This is a genomic window from Pseudomonas sp. FP198 (assembly GCF_030687895.1).
Classification (GTDB): domain Bacteria; phylum Pseudomonadota; class Gammaproteobacteria; order Pseudomonadales; family Pseudomonadaceae; genus Aquipseudomonas.
This window is the reverse complement of the sequence record NZ_CP117452.1, coordinates 1,052,479-1,064,556: the sequence shown is the minus strand read 5'-3', so window position 1 is coordinate 1,064,556 and position 12,078 is coordinate 1,052,479. Positions and strand designations below refer to the sequence as shown.

At 62.3% G+C, this 12,078-nt stretch carries 14 protein-coding genes, 1 pseudogene and 1 riboswitch; of the genes and pseudogenes, 8 read left to right on the top strand and 7 right to left on the bottom strand.

Features of this window, described 5'->3' with window-relative positions; all coding sequences use genetic code 11:
* Window positions 1-7 precede the first annotated feature (7 nt).
* On the bottom strand, window positions 8-637 hold the full coding sequence (locus tag PSH78_RS05000; RefSeq protein ID WP_305498896.1) for a LysE family transporter: 630 nt from the start codon (window positions 635-637) through the stop codon (window positions 8-10).
* A 127-nt stretch (window positions 638-764) separates the two neighbouring features.
* On the opposite strand from PSH78_RS05000, the gene PSH78_RS04995 reads away from it, so the two are divergent.
* The 3 genes from PSH78_RS04995 (at window position 765) to PSH78_RS04985 (ending at window position 3,610) form a co-directional block, all read left to right on the top strand.
* A complete protein-coding gene (locus PSH78_RS04995) occupies window positions 765-1,730 on the top strand; it encodes a 2-hydroxyacid dehydrogenase (RefSeq protein ID WP_305498895.1) in 966 nt (321 codons plus the stop codon).
* Window positions 1,731-1,763: 33 nt separating this feature from the next.
* Window positions 1,764-2,762, top strand: coding sequence for a class I SAM-dependent methyltransferase (locus tag PSH78_RS04990; protein WP_305498894.1), 999 nt, complete (start codon window positions 1,764-1,766; stop codon window positions 2,760-2,762).
* Between the two features lie 51 nt (window positions 2,763-2,813).
* Window positions 2,814-2,934: riboswitch (yybP-ykoY riboswitch) on the top strand.
* 91 nt (window positions 2,935-3,025) lie between these two features.
* On the top strand, window positions 3,026-3,610 hold the full coding sequence (locus PSH78_RS04985; protein ID WP_305498893.1) for a TMEM165/GDT1 family protein: 585 nt from the start codon (window positions 3,026-3,028) through the stop codon (window positions 3,608-3,610).
* Between the two features lie 126 nt (window positions 3,611-3,736).
* On the opposite strand, the gene PSH78_RS04980 is transcribed toward PSH78_RS04985, so the two are convergent.
* Entirely contained in the window at window positions 3,737-4,552 is an 816-nt protein-coding gene (locus PSH78_RS04980; protein WP_305498891.1) for a M48 family metallopeptidase, read from the bottom strand.
* Window positions 4,553-4,769: 217 nt separating this feature from the next.
* Here PSH78_RS04980 and PSH78_RS26600 point away from each other — a divergent pair.
* Both PSH78_RS26600 and PSH78_RS26595 read left to right on the top strand, forming a co-directional pair.
* Window positions 4,770-6,002, top strand: a pseudogene (locus PSH78_RS26600) (methyl-accepting chemotaxis protein); the annotation flags it as partial.
* A 63-nt stretch (window positions 6,003-6,065) separates the two neighbouring features.
* The gene (locus PSH78_RS26595; protein ID WP_370871109.1) at window positions 6,066-6,908 is read left to right on the top strand and encodes a methyl-accepting chemotaxis protein; all 843 of its coding nucleotides are present in this window, start codon (window positions 6,066-6,068) and stop codon (window positions 6,906-6,908) included.
* Between the two features lie 72 nt (window positions 6,909-6,980).
* Here PSH78_RS26595 and PSH78_RS04970 read toward each other — a convergent pair whose 3' ends face one another.
* Genes PSH78_RS04970 through PSH78_RS04960 form a run of 3 tightly spaced genes read right to left on the bottom strand, consistent with a single transcriptional unit; the run spans window position 6,981 to window position 8,094 of the window.
* A complete protein-coding gene (locus PSH78_RS04970) occupies window positions 6,981-7,604 on the bottom strand; it encodes an SOS response-associated peptidase (protein WP_305498889.1) in 624 nt (207 codons plus the stop codon).
* 36 nt (window positions 7,605-7,640) lie between these two features.
* Window positions 7,641-7,901, bottom strand: a complete 261-nt coding sequence (locus tag PSH78_RS04965; RefSeq protein ID WP_305498888.1) for a putative signal transducing protein — start codon at window positions 7,899-7,901, stop codon at window positions 7,641-7,643.
* Between the two features lie 10 nt (window positions 7,902-7,911).
* Window positions 7,912-8,094 carry a CPXCG motif-containing cysteine-rich protein gene (locus tag PSH78_RS04960; protein ID WP_305498887.1) on the bottom strand — a complete coding sequence of 61 codons (183 nt, stop codon included), beginning with the start codon at window positions 8,092-8,094 and terminating at the stop codon, window positions 7,912-7,914.
* Between the two features lie 139 nt (window positions 8,095-8,233).
* Here PSH78_RS04960 and PSH78_RS04955 point away from each other — a divergent pair, with 139 nt between their 5' ends.
* The gene (locus PSH78_RS04955; protein WP_305498886.1) at window positions 8,234-9,400 is read left to right on the top strand and encodes a 1-acyl-sn-glycerol-3-phosphate acyltransferase; all 1,167 of its coding nucleotides are present in this window, start codon (window positions 8,234-8,236) and stop codon (window positions 9,398-9,400) included.
* Between the two features lie 182 nt (window positions 9,401-9,582).
* Here PSH78_RS04955 and PSH78_RS04950 read toward each other — a convergent pair whose 3' ends face one another.
* Window positions 9,583-9,864 (bottom strand): hypothetical protein, encoded by a 282-nt coding sequence (locus tag PSH78_RS04950; protein WP_305498884.1) that lies wholly within the window; start codon window positions 9,862-9,864, stop codon window positions 9,583-9,585.
* Between the two features lie 350 nt (window positions 9,865-10,214).
* On the opposite strand from PSH78_RS04950, the gene PSH78_RS04945 reads away from it, so the two are divergent.
* On the top strand, window positions 10,215-10,421 hold the full coding sequence (locus PSH78_RS04945) for a hypothetical protein (protein WP_047229420.1): 207 nt from the start codon (window positions 10,215-10,217) through the stop codon (window positions 10,419-10,421).
* Window positions 10,422-10,475: 54 nt separating this feature from the next.
* Here the strand turns inward: PSH78_RS04945 and PSH78_RS04940 are convergent, their stop codons facing one another.
* A complete protein-coding gene (locus PSH78_RS04940) occupies window positions 10,476-11,060 on the bottom strand; it encodes a YajG family lipoprotein (RefSeq protein ID WP_305498883.1) in 585 nt (194 codons plus the stop codon).
* Between the two features lie 206 nt (window positions 11,061-11,266).
* On the opposite strand from PSH78_RS04940, the gene PSH78_RS04935 reads away from it, so the two are divergent.
* A complete protein-coding gene (locus tag PSH78_RS04935) occupies window positions 11,267-11,500 on the top strand; it encodes a hypothetical protein (protein WP_305498881.1) in 234 nt (77 codons plus the stop codon).
* The last annotated feature ends 578 nt before the right edge of the window (window positions 11,501-12,078 follow it).

Below are 12,078 nucleotides of genomic sequence, written 5' to 3'. Positions count from 1 at the left end.
GGCGCGGTCAGTGCGCCTCGGTGAAGGCCAGTTTCACGCCAATGGCCACCAGCACGGCGCCCATGGTCCGGTCGAACCAGTGGCCCATGCGGGCGAAACCGGCACGCACCCGCGCCTGGCTGAACAGCATCGCCACCATGCAGAACCACGCCGCCGTGGCGATCGCCAGGTACACGCCGTAGCCGGCCTGGATCGCCAGCGGCGTATGGGGATTGATCACCACGGTGAACAGCGACAGGAAGAACAGCGTCGCCTTGGGGTTCAGGCCATTGGTAACAAAGCCTGCGGTGAACGCACCGCGAGCGGTACGCTCGCCAGCCTCCTTGTGCAGGTTTTCTCCGGAAGCCTTGGCCGGTTGCGCGCGCAGGGCCTTGAAGCCGATGTACAGCAGGTACGCGGCGGCGGCCCACTTCAGCGCGTTGAACAGCACGATCGATTGGGACACGATCAGGCCGATGCCCAGCAACGAATACCCCACATGCAGGAAAATCGCCGTGCCGACGCCCAGCGCCGTCCAGGTCCCGGCACGTCGGCCATGGGTCACGCTTTCGCGCACCACCACGGCAAAGTCCGGACCGGGGCTGGCAACCGCCAGCAGGTGGATCAGGGCGACGGTGAGGAATTCGGTGAGGTACATGATGGGCTCCTTGCGACATCTCTTGGTGAATGAAATCCCGTGGCCAGGGAGCTTGCTCCCTCGCCACGATTCATCTGATAGGCTCGCCACATTACGCCTTCGGTTCTTTACATGACAGGTACAGCTGATGACGAACACCGCCCGCGCCGTTTTCCTCGACCACCCTTCCCTGGACCTCGGCGACCTGGACCTGGGCCCGTTGCGTGATTGCTTCAGTGAACTGCAATTGTTCGCCGGGACCCGCCACGACGAGGTGACCGAGCGACTCAAGGGGGCGACGGTGGCGATCACCAACAAGGTAGTGATCGACGCGGCAGCCATGGCCGCCAGCCCCGAACTGAAGCTGATCCTGATCAGCGCCACCGGCACCAATAACGTCGACCTCGCCGCTGCCCGCCACCACGGCATCACCGTGTGCAATTGCCAGGGCTACGGCACGCCGTCGGTGGCCCAGCACACGATCATGCTGTTGCTGAACCTGGCGACGCGCCTCGCCGACTACCAGAAAGCCGTGGCTGAAGGTCGCTGGCAGCAGGCTTCGCAGTTCTGCCTGCTGGACTATCCGATTGTCGAGCTGCAAGGCAAGACCCTGGGTTTGCTTGGCCATGGCGAACTGGGCGGCGCCGTCGCGCGGCTGGCGCAAGCTTTTGGCATGCGCGTGCTGCTGGGGCAGATTCCCGGGCGTCCGGCACGGCCGGATCGCTTGCCGCTGGATGAGCTGTTACCGCAAATCGATGCCCTGACCCTGCACTGCCCGCTCAACGAACACACCCGCCACTTCATCGGCGCGCGCGAACTGGCGCTGCTCAAGCCCGGCACGTTCGTGGTCAACACCGCCCGTGGCGGCCTGATTGACGAACAGGCCCTGGCCGACGCCTTGCGCAGCGGTCACCTGGGCGGCGCGGCCAGCGACGTGCTGAGCGTGGAGCCGCCGACCCCAGGCAATCCCTTGCTGGCCGGCGACATTCCGCGATTGATCATCACCCCGCACAACGCCTGGGGCAGCCGCGAGGCGCGGCAGCGGATCGTCGGCCAACTGACGGAAAACGCCCAAGGCTTTTTCAGCGGTACAGCGCGCCGGGTCGTCAGTTGATAAACTGCCGCACTTTTTCACAAGGAGCAGACCATGGATCCGCGCAGTGAAGTACTGCTTCGTCAGCCCGAATTGTTCCAGGGCCCGGTCCTGCTGGCCGGCCTGCCCGCCGACGATCTGCTCGGCCGGTTGCCCGAGGCCCACGGCTGGTGCTGGCATGCCGGCGACCAGGCCGCGCTGGATGCGCGCTTTGCGCAACGTAGCCACTTTGGCGTGAACGTACCCGAGCGGGAATTCGAAACGGCCGTGGTGTTCCTGCCCAAGGCCAAGGACCTCACCGACTACATTCTCAACGCCGTGGCCGCGCGCCTGGCCGGTCGCGAGGTGTATCTGGTGGGGGAAAAGCGCAGCGGCATCGAAGGCGCTTCCAAGCAGCTCAACCCGTTCGGCAAGCCACGCAAGCTCGACAGCGCGCGGCATTGCCAACTGTGGCAAGTCACCGTCGCCAACGCCCCGCAGGCCAAAGCGCTGGAAAGCCTGGCGCAAACCTACGAGCTGCCCCTGGCCGAAGGCCCGTTGAAAGTGATCAGCCTGCCGGGGGTGTTCAGCCATGGTCGGCTGGATCGCGGCAGCGCGTTGCTGCTCGAGCACCTGGACAAGCTGCCCAGCGGCCATCTGCTGGATTTCGGTTGTGGTGCCGGTGTACTGGGCGCGGCGGTCAAGCGCCGCTACCCGCACAATACCGTCACCCTGCTGGACGTGGACGCCTTTGCCGCCGCCAGCAGCCGCCTGACCCTGGCCGCCAACGGGCTGGAAGCCGAGGTGTTGACCGGTGATGGAATCGATGCCGCGCCCATGGGCCTGAACGCAATCCTGAGCAATCCACCGTTCCATGTCGGCGTGCACACCGATTATCACGCCACGGAAAACCTGCTGAGAAAAGCGGCCAAACATCTGAAAAATGGCGGCGAACTGCGCTTGGTCGCGAACAGTTTCCTCAAGTACCAGCCGCTGATCGAGGAGCATCTGGGCACGTGCACGATCAAGGCCGAAGGCCAGGGTTTTCGCATCTACCGGGCCAAGCGCGGCTAAGGCGTTTTTGAAAAACAGCGCTTGCCCAAACGGATTTGCCTAGGCAGAATCCGCTCCGTCCTAGGGGAGTAGTCTCCCGCGAGCGCCATGCTCGCCCGGCATACGTCAACATACTTGGTCAGCAGACCATGGCGTATGCGGCCCAAGCGTCCACGCAGATGGTCGCTGGGTTTGACAAGACCTATGACACGCACACCTTACCCGGGGCGGGAAGGCTGTACGTGTCATAGCCGTGTCGACCCGCCCCTCTTAGGAATCACCTGATGCTGGACTCTTTCCTGGTACCCACCGCCATCGTTGCGCTGGCCGAAATCGGCGACAAGACGCAATTGCTCGCGCTCATCCTCGCCGCACGCTTTCGCAAACCCTGGCCGATCATTGCCGGCATCGTCGCCGCAACCCTGGCCAACCATGCGGCGGCCGGCGCGGTGGGTGCCTGGGTCAGCGGGTTCTTCTCCGACTCGGTGTTGCACTGGATCCTCGCGGCGAGCTTTGCCGCCACCGCGTTGTGGACTCTGGTGCCGGACAAACTGGACGACGAGGAAGCCAATACGGCTCGCAGGTTCGGACCTTTCCTGACCACGCTGATCGCGTTTTTCCTGGCGGAAATCGGTGACAAGACCCAGATCGCCACGGTGATGCTTGCCGCGCAATACCCGGAGTTGTGGCTGGTGATCATCGGCACCACCGTGGGTATGTTGATCGCTAACGTGCCGGTGGTACTGGCGGGCAATTTCGCCGCCGAGAAACTGCCGCTCGCCCTCATCCGCCGCCTGGCCGCCTCGGCGTTTTTCATCCTGGCGATCGTCGCGGTGTACAAGGCGATGCAGAGTAGTGGGTGGGTTTGATGCTGTTGTGGCGAGGGAGCTTGCTCCCGCTCGGTTGCGCAGCGACCGCAATATTCTGGGGCCGCTTCGCAGCCCAGCGGGAGCAAGCTCCCTCGCCACAAAAACAGTTTCACCGCATGACGGTGATTACTTCCTGGCCTGCTGGTAAAGCGGCATCACCTTCGGAATCGCCGCCTGCAACGAGGCGATCCGGCTGGTCGACGAGGGGTGGGTGCTCATGAATTCCGGTGGAGCCCCTTCCGAGGCCTTGGCCATCTTGTTCCACAGGGTGATCGCCGCGTTCGGGTCGTAGCCGGCCCGGGCGGCCAGCTCTAGGCCGATCAGGTCGGCTTCGTTCTCGTTGCCACGGCTGTTGGGCAAGGTCATGCCGTAGTTGGCCACGGTGTCGGCCAGCGCCAGGCTGTCCTGGCCCAGGCCGAATATGGCACCGGCGCCCTGCTTGGCCATTTCGATGCCATAAGCCTTGGACATCGCTTCACGACCGTGCTCGCGCAAGGCGTGGGCGATTTCATGGCCCATGATCGCGGCGATCTCAGCGTCGGTCAGCTTCAACTGGTCGATCAGGCCGGTATAGAACATGATCTTGCCGCCAGGACCGCAGTTGGCGTTGAGCTCATCACTCTTGATCAGGTTCACTTCCCAGTTCCATTGCGCCGAATCCGGGCGGAACACTGGCGCCTGGGCAATCAGACGGTCGGCAATGACCTGGAGGCGCTTGGCGTCGTTGCTGGTCTTGTCCAGAGCTCCTTGGGAGCTCGCCTCACCCAACGTCTTCTGATAGGACTGCGCATACATCTGGTTGACCTCAGCGGTCGACAGCATGCTGAACATGTACTGCTTGCGTTCCACCCCTACGGCTCCGCCGCTGGTGGTGTTGACCGATTGGCAACCGGCGAGCAGCAGAGCCGCGCCCAGAGCGCTCACCATCAAAGTCTTGTTCATACAAAAGAAGCTCCATGGAATCGTGGGCGTATCCTAGGCCCTGATTGGTATCGGCGCCAGATACGAAGCGAGGGATTACCGATTTTCGGACAAGTCCCGCTTGGCCCGATTGCGACACTGGTCTAGCCAAAACAGTCATCCGACGAACAGCGCCTCATGCCATGCCCCGGAAACGCCGATAAAAAGTCCAGACGTCACATCCGCGTCCGGAGCCTTTATGAAATTCAGATCGATCCAGTTTTCCGTTGCCGCCCTGGCTGGTGCCATCGTGCTCAGCGTGGTCGGCGCCCTGGTGCTGTACGCATTGTTCGCCGGCGCCCGCACCCAGGACATGGTGCAACAGCGGACCAAGGCGCAGTTCGAGCAACTCATCGAGCAACGCCTCAGTGCCCTGGCCCGCACCCAGGCCAGCCTGATCCAGCGCGAGCTCGAAGCGCCGCTGCTGCTCGCTCGTGGGCTTGCCACCAGCAACGCCTTGATGGGCATGAACGGAACGGACGGCAACCGGCAGCTGCAGATCCCGCGCGAGCAGATGATCAGCCTGCTGCGTGAAACCGTGGTGCGCAATCCGAAGATTCTCGGTGCCTACATCGCCTGGGAACCGAACGCCATCGACCACGACGACGCCCGCTATGTCGACAACCAGGTGCTGGGCATGGAAACCAACGGGCGCTTCCTGCCGTGGTGGTTTCGCAATCAGGACGGCACCCTGGGCCTGGAAAAACTCGCCGACGTGACGGACCAGAAACTGCTGTCCACCGGCATTCGTGCCAGTGAATATTACCTGTGCTCCCAGGACAGCAAAAAAGCTTGCGTGATCGATCCCGCGCCATACCGCGTCGGCGACACCATGACCATGCTCGCCTCGTTCATCGAGCCGATCCTGATCGATGGCAAGTTCCAAGGCATCGTCGGCGCCGATCTGTCGGTGAACTTCATCCAGGACATGCTCGTCGCCGCCGACACCAAGCTGTACGACGGCGCCGGGGAAATGGCCCTGCTCGCCAGCAACAACCGGCTGGTGGCCTTCACCAAGGACCCCGGCAAGCTCGGCGAGAAAGCCAGCGACCTGCTGGACGCCAACGAACTGGATAACCTGACCCGGCTCGGCATCGGTGAAGTGCGTTACGACATCGATGAAGAACACGGCCACATCGAGGTGTACATGCCTTTCGGTATCGGCCAGACCGAGGCGCGCTGGACCTTGATGTTGCAGTTGCCGCTGAATGCGGTGATGGCGGATCTGCAAGCCTTGCAGAAAGACCTCGACGATCAGCGCGAAACCGACATCTTCGGCATGGCCATGGTCGGCCTGGCGATTGCCGCGATCGGCCTGCTGGTGATCTGGCTGGTGGGCCACGGTATCGCCCGGCCGCTCAAGCAAATGGTGGCGATGCTCGACGACATTGCCCAGGGCGAAGGCGACCTGACTCGTCGGCTGACCAGCGACCGCGCCGATGAATTGGGGGCCATCGCCAAGGGCTTCAACACGTTCCTGAGCAAATTGCAGGGGATGATCACTCAGGTAGTGACCTCGGTGCAGAGCGTCAGCGATTCGTCGGAACACACCGCCGATATCGCGATCCGCACCAACCAGGGCGTGCACAAGCAGATGTCGGAAATCGATCAGGTTGCCACCGCCGTGCACGAGATGACCGCCACTGCCCAGGACGTGGCGCGGAATGCGAGCCAGGCAGCCCAAGCCGCCAGCCACGCCGACCAGGCCGCCAGCCAGGGCATGCAAATCGTGCGCGACACTTCCAGTTCCATCGGAGCCCTTGCCGTGGAGATCGGCAAGGCCGTGGGCGTGGTGCAGACGCTGGCCAGGGACAGCGAAAACATCAACGCGATTCTCACCGCCATCCGCGGGATCGCCGAGCAGACCAACCTGCTGGCGCTCAACGCGGCCATCGAGGCAGCCCGGGCCGGTGAGCAGGGTCGCGGTTTTGCCGTGGTCGCCGATGAGGTACGCAACCTGGCGCAGAAGACCCAGCAGGCCACTGAAGAAATCCAGTCGATGATCCAGCAGCTGCAGCAGGGTACGCGGGACGTGGTACGGGTGATGGAAGACAGCCAGCAGCGTACCGATGAAAGCGTGCAACACGCGGCAAAAGCGGCGCAGGCCCTGGAGACGATCACCCAGGCCGTGTCGGTGATCAGCGACATGAACACCCAGATCGCCAGCGCTGCCGAGGAGCAAAGCGCGGTGGCCGATGACATCAACCGTAACGTGATCAACATCGGCCAGGTGGCAAACGAAGTGGCAAGCGGCGCCGACGAGTCCAGCGCGGCCAGTGCCGGGCTGACCAGGCTGGCGGAGCAGCAGCGGCGGTTGATCAATCAGTTCAGGGTTTGAGGCTATAGATCTGCGCCGAACCCTGTGGGAGCGAGCTTGCTCGCGAAGAGGGCAGTGCTGTCGCCAAAGAACTCAGGCCGGGGTCAGGCATTCCGGCCCATTGAGTTTCGGGTCGTTGACCATGTTCGCCAAAACCCGCTCGCGCAGTTGCCCTGGCTCGCTCGCCAGCAACCCTTGCAGGGCATGCAAGGGTGTCTCGGGGTCGAGCCACAGGCGCTGGCCCTCTTCATCCAGAATCAACGGTCGGCGCTGACCGGCCGCCGGCTGGGTGATGACCGCCGTGCTCAGCCACACCTGCTCCTGCACCGGGTACGCTTCCCAGATCGCCGCAAAGAACAGCGATGAGCCCTCCCCCGGCGTCAGCCAGTACGGGCGCTTGCGCGTGCCGCCGCGCCACTCGTAAAAACCATTGGCGGGCAGCAGGCAACGACGCAAACGCAGCGCTTCGCGGAACATCGGTTGCTCGGCCACGGTTTCGGCGCGGGCGTGCGCCGGGGTGCGGGACAGATCGGTCAGCCACGGCGGCGTCAGGCCCCAACGCGCCCGGGCCAGTTCGCGCTGGCCATCGGCGCCGGCGCGCAGCATCAGCACCGAGTCATTGGGCGAGATATTCCATTGGGCCTTCTGGTCGGCGGGGAAGCCGGGCAAGGCCGCGAAAGCGGGGTTCCAGCGAAACAGGGCATAACGTCCACACATGGGGCAACACGACTCTTGTATCAAACGGCCGCCAGCCTAACAGACCAGCGTACCGGGGTAACTGTCAGGCTCATCGCCCGGCACCGGCATCGCGGCATTGTAGGCGGCGATCAGCTCCCGGGCGTATTGCGCCTGTTCGTCCTCCACCGCCAGCCCCAGCAGGCCGTACATCGGCAGCTCACCGGCACCGCCCACCAGATCGCGGCCCACCAGGTGCGCCGTGATGCCTTCGCTGGCGAGCATGCCCTGGAGCAATTCGCCTTCCATCAGGTTTTCCAGCTCGTAGATCCGCTGCATGGCCGCCCCATTATTCGTTTTCGCTGAAGACCTCAAGGTGCCATTCGTCTTCGGGAACCTGCAGGACGAAAGTAATCGGTCGGCAACAGACCTGGCAGTCTTCGATGTAGGTCTGGTCGCCACCGGACAAATCCACGGAAGACTCCACCTCTTCCCCACAATACGGACATTCATAAAGAGCAGCTTCCAGCATCGCGGTCTCCCAAGTGACTTGTGCGTATAATCGCCGGTCTATTTGCAGGGCTATTTTTGCCTGGACTATCTTCCAGGTCGTGCCCCGTCGGTTTTTCGATCGAACCTTTACTTACCCTAGCCGTTTCCAACAAGAGAGCATGATGGGCGAATTCGATGCCATCCGACCTTACAACGACAGCGAAGTCCCAGCGGTGCTGGCACGGCTGCTCAGCGACAAGGCGTTTCTAGATATCCTCACCCACTTCCGCTTCCCGCGCCTGGCCGGCGCTTTCGGCTGGATGCTCAAACCTCTTATAGCGCAGAAGTTGCGTCGAGAGTTCGCCGGTGTGACCTCCGTTGCCACGTTGCAGGACAAAGTCGAGTTCTACGTCGACCACACCATCGAGCGTGCCACCGATGGCGTGACCTACACCGGGGTCGAGCAATTCAAGTCTGGCAATGCCTACCTGTTCATCGCCAATCACCGCGACATCGTGATGGACCCGGCGTTCGTCAACTATGCCGTGTACCACGCCGGCCTGCCGACGCCGCGCATCGCGATTGGCGACAACCTGCTGCAAAAGCCCTTCGTCAGCGACCTGATGCGCCTGAACAAGAGCTTCATCGTGCACCGTTCCATCACCGGACGCCGGGAAAAAATGGCGGCGTACCAGTTGCTGTCGGCCTACATAAACCACTCGATCCGCAACGATTGCGCCTCGATCTGGATCGCCCAGGCCGAGGGCCGGGCGAAGGACGGTGATGACCGGACCGAGTCGGCGATCCTGAAGATGTTCCACATGAGCCGCAAGGACGAGCCGTTCGGCGAGGTCATCCGCTCGTTGAACCTGACGCCGGTGTCGATCAGCTACGAGTACGACCCGTGCGACCAGGCCAAGGCCCGCGAGCTGTACATCCGCGCCACCACCGGCACGTACACCAAGGCGCCGGGCGAAGACGACGTCAGCATTGCCAAGGGCATCACCGGCTACAAGGGTCGGGTCCACGTGAACTTTGCCGCGCCGATCACCGAACTGTTCGAGGACACCAAACAACTGGCCATGGAGATGGACCGGCAGATACTCGGCGGCTATCGCCTGTTCCCGGTGCATTACCTGGCCTACGCACAATGGGCCGATGCCGACCCGCAGTTGCAGGTTCCGACGGCGGCCGAGGTGTTCGGTGCCGAAGAACTGGCCAAGGCCGAAGAAGAATGGCAGCGCCGGCTGGAAGCCTGCCCAGAGGAACACCGACCGTTCCTGGTGCTGCAATACGCGACACCGGTGCGTAACCAGTATCGGGTCAGGGCGGGGTTGGCGCTTTAAGCACGGCCTGATGGGGAAACCGTGGGAGGCAGCTTGCTGTGGCGAGGGGATTTATCCCCGTTGGCTGCGTAGCAGCCCTGATCGATTAAACCAGATCGACTGGTTCGCCAAACCTTGGGGCCGCTACGCGACCCAGCGGGGATAAATCCCCTCGCCACAGGGGCCTCTCATCGTTTGTTTCGTCAGAGTTTTGTGCTGATCCACGACATCAGCAGCGCCAACCCCAGGCAAGCGAAACCGAAACGGTAGAAAAACCGGTTCATGCGTTGCGTCGCCAGGTCCAGCAGCGCTTCGAATCGCTCATTGCCTTCGCTGCTGCGCTCCGCAAGACAGGCCCGCGCACGCAGTTCACGGCGACGCGTCGCGTGCAGCACCCAGCTACCCGGACAGGCAAACAGCAGCGCGAGCAGGTTGATCAGTTTGGCGGGGTGGGCAGCGAACAGCGAGAACAGTTGCAACGACATCACAAACCTCAAGCGAAAACGGACGCGCTGCGCCCGGAGCCTACGAACAGGGCGCGGATTCTACCGAAAGCCAGTCGCCTTGCGCGGCTTTTTCCGACCGGTAACGATTCCTCGCAATGTCGGATGCTTTTGTGGCGAGGGAGCTTGCTCCCGCTGGGCTGCGAAGCGGCCCCAAAACTGCACATTCAGTTTGCCAGGCATGCCGAGGTCTCAGATTTTGGGGCCGCTTCGCGACCCAACGGGGATAAATCCCCTCGCCACAGAGGCTCTTCTATCTAATTTCATCCGTCACGGTTTCGTCATATGGATAGGCCACCCTGTCGCCCTCCAAAACCCGTACGGAATCCGTCATGCTGCACGCCGAAAACCAGGATCGTCTCTACCTGATCAGCCCGAGCGATGAACAACAGAACCTTGTCGGCAGCCTGTCCTTCAATGTGCAGGATCGTCATTGGCTGGTGTACTGCGCCCTCGGCGGCCATCAACATGCGGACCTCCCGGAGACAGACCTGCTGACCGGGATCAGCGTGCTGGAACTCTATTCCCAAGCTGCTTGAATCGCACCCATGAAAAAGCCCGCAAAAGCGGGCTTTTTCATGGGTGTCGGAACGTTACTCCGCCAGCACCTGACCAATGGTCGGGTCCTTGAACAGACGGGTCAGGGCATCGCTCAACACGTCGCTGACCAGCTTGGTGTTGGTGTCCTGGTTGGGCGCCATGCCGAAGCGTTGATCCAGCGAAGCACCGTAACGACCGCTGTAGCGGCGGTTGGCGTTCTGCACGTCGGAGCGGAACGTCGCGCCGATGGTGGCTTCGGTCACGTACATGCCTTCCTTGGGCGACTGGTATTTCAGTTCGGCCAGGGTCACGGTCAGTTGCGGGGCGTTCATTGCGTTCTGCGTCGGGGTGAAGCCCAGCAGCCGCACGGCCGCTTCAGCCTGGGCCTGCAATTTTGGCAGGACCTGCGCGCCCTGCACCGTGATCACGCTGGTTTCAGGATACAGACCACCACGCGTGCCGAGGGTTGGCGACGGGCGACCGTCGACGACCCGCACCACCACCGGCTGGCCGCGACCCACCGGCGCCAGCTGGGCGTTGAGCTTGGGTTCCGGGTTAAGTTGTTGCGGGCTGTGGGCACAGCCGACAAGGGTCAGACTGGTCACGGCGATCAAACCGAACAACAGGCGTTGCAACATGCTCTTCTCTCCAGAATCGGGCACAAACAGGCCGGCAGTATAGCGGTGCGCCATCGCGGCGAACTAGCGTCGCCGCATGAATACTGAAATGTCTGACAGGGGCCGCGGTGGCCGGTTCCTGTCACCGTGTTGTCATTGTCCTTACACCGGGGTGTCATGCCGGGCTGTCAGGCTGGTCTCAAGTTCCCCGGACACGGTATCCGACCATGCGTTTTCTCATCTCCCTGTTTACCCCGCGCCCGCATCACCGTTGCTTCGCCCTGCTCGACCGCAGCGGTCGTTGCCAGGCATTCAAGCAATGCAGCCTGCAGCCCATGGGCGATGGCTGGGTCGAAATCGAAGAGATCCGTCTCAACTGGCTGCATCAGCCATTGCCTGCAAGCGCCCTGGTACAAGCGCCCCGCGCTCGTGCACGTAGCCGCCAGTTGTTGGCCGTCTGACCGCAAGGCTAATAAAAGTCATAAAACACGACCATTTCCGCGCGTTTCTTCGCTACAATCTCCCCCCGATTATAAGGACGTCTCCTGATCGGGCCCCGCAACGCCGCTGATGCGCTTGTATTGGCACCCCGCACCGCCCACAGAGAGCCGCCCACACAGATCGAGTGAAGCTGGCGCGCTTGCTGTTTCCCTGGCAAATCACTGCTTTTCGCGAATCTGCAGAGCTGTCATTACGCTCGGTCACTGAGCTGTCTGCCCGTTTTGCCTGTCATGTATTACATGGGGGGCATCCAGATCGGGCGCGGTGCCAGGCTGGGACAGCCCTTTTTGAGGTTCACGTCTTCAAAAGAGCGTGAAAAAACGGGTTTTCACAACTTCACAAGAGTGTGGCGAGCAAATGAAGAGTTTTGCGTCTGAACAAGCACCATTGGCGTCTGGAACAGCCCAACGAGACAGGACCGGATATCGCTCAAGAACCGGCGCCTGAAGCCTGTCCGCTACGGATTTGGTTGCACGAACGGATGTCTCGGCCATAAGTCGAATTGCCCGCCCGGCGCTTAAATGAGTTCATGGGACTC

Bases quoted from the DNA above. Each gene is read 5' to 3' on its own strand.
- PSH78_RS04955 (WP_305498886.1), top strand. From the start codon at position 8,234: ATGATGGGCGAATTCGATGCCATCCGACCTTACAACGACAGCGAAGTC.
- PSH78_RS04980 (WP_305498891.1), bottom strand. From the start codon at position 4,552: ATGAACAAGACTTTGATGGTGAGCGCTCTGGGCGCGGCTCTGCTGCTC.
- PSH78_RS04970 (WP_305498889.1), bottom strand. From the start codon at position 7,604: ATGTGTGGACGTTATGCCCTGTTTCGCTGGAACCCCGCTTTCGCGGCC.
- PSH78_RS04935 (WP_305498881.1), top strand. From the start codon at position 11,267: ATGCGTTTTCTCATCTCCCTGTTTACCCCGCGCCCGCATCACCGTTGC.
- PSH78_RS04985 (WP_305498893.1), top strand. From the start codon at position 3,026: ATGCTGGACTCTTTCCTGGTACCCACCGCCATCGTTGCGCTGGCCGAA.
- PSH78_RS04965 (WP_305498888.1), bottom strand. From the start codon at position 7,901: ATGCAGCGGATCTACGAGCTGGAAAACCTGATGGAAGGCGAATTGCTC.
- PSH78_RS04960 (WP_305498887.1), bottom strand. From the start codon at position 8,094: ATGCTGGAAGCTGCTCTTTATGAATGTCCGTATTGTGGGGAAGAGGTG.
- PSH78_RS05000 (WP_305498896.1), bottom strand. From the start codon at position 637: ATGTACCTCACCGAATTCCTCACCGTCGCCCTGATCCACCTGCTGGCG.
- PSH78_RS04940 (WP_305498883.1), bottom strand. From the start codon at position 11,060: ATGTTGCAACGCCTGTTGTTCGGTTTGATCGCCGTGACCAGTCTGACC.
- PSH78_RS26595 (WP_370871109.1), top strand. From the start codon at position 6,066: ATGATCACTCAGGTAGTGACCTCGGTGCAGAGCGTCAGCGATTCGTCG.
- PSH78_RS04945 (WP_047229420.1), top strand. From the start codon at position 10,215: ATGCTGCACGCCGAAAACCAGGATCGTCTCTACCTGATCAGCCCGAGC.
- PSH78_RS04950 (WP_305498884.1), bottom strand. From the start codon at position 9,864: ATGTCGTTGCAACTGTTCTCGCTGTTCGCTGCCCACCCCGCCAAACTG.
- PSH78_RS04990 (WP_305498894.1), top strand. From the start codon at position 1,764: ATGGATCCGCGCAGTGAAGTACTGCTTCGTCAGCCCGAATTGTTCCAG.
- PSH78_RS04995 (WP_305498895.1), top strand. From the start codon at position 765: ATGACGAACACCGCCCGCGCCGTTTTCCTCGACCACCCTTCCCTGGAC.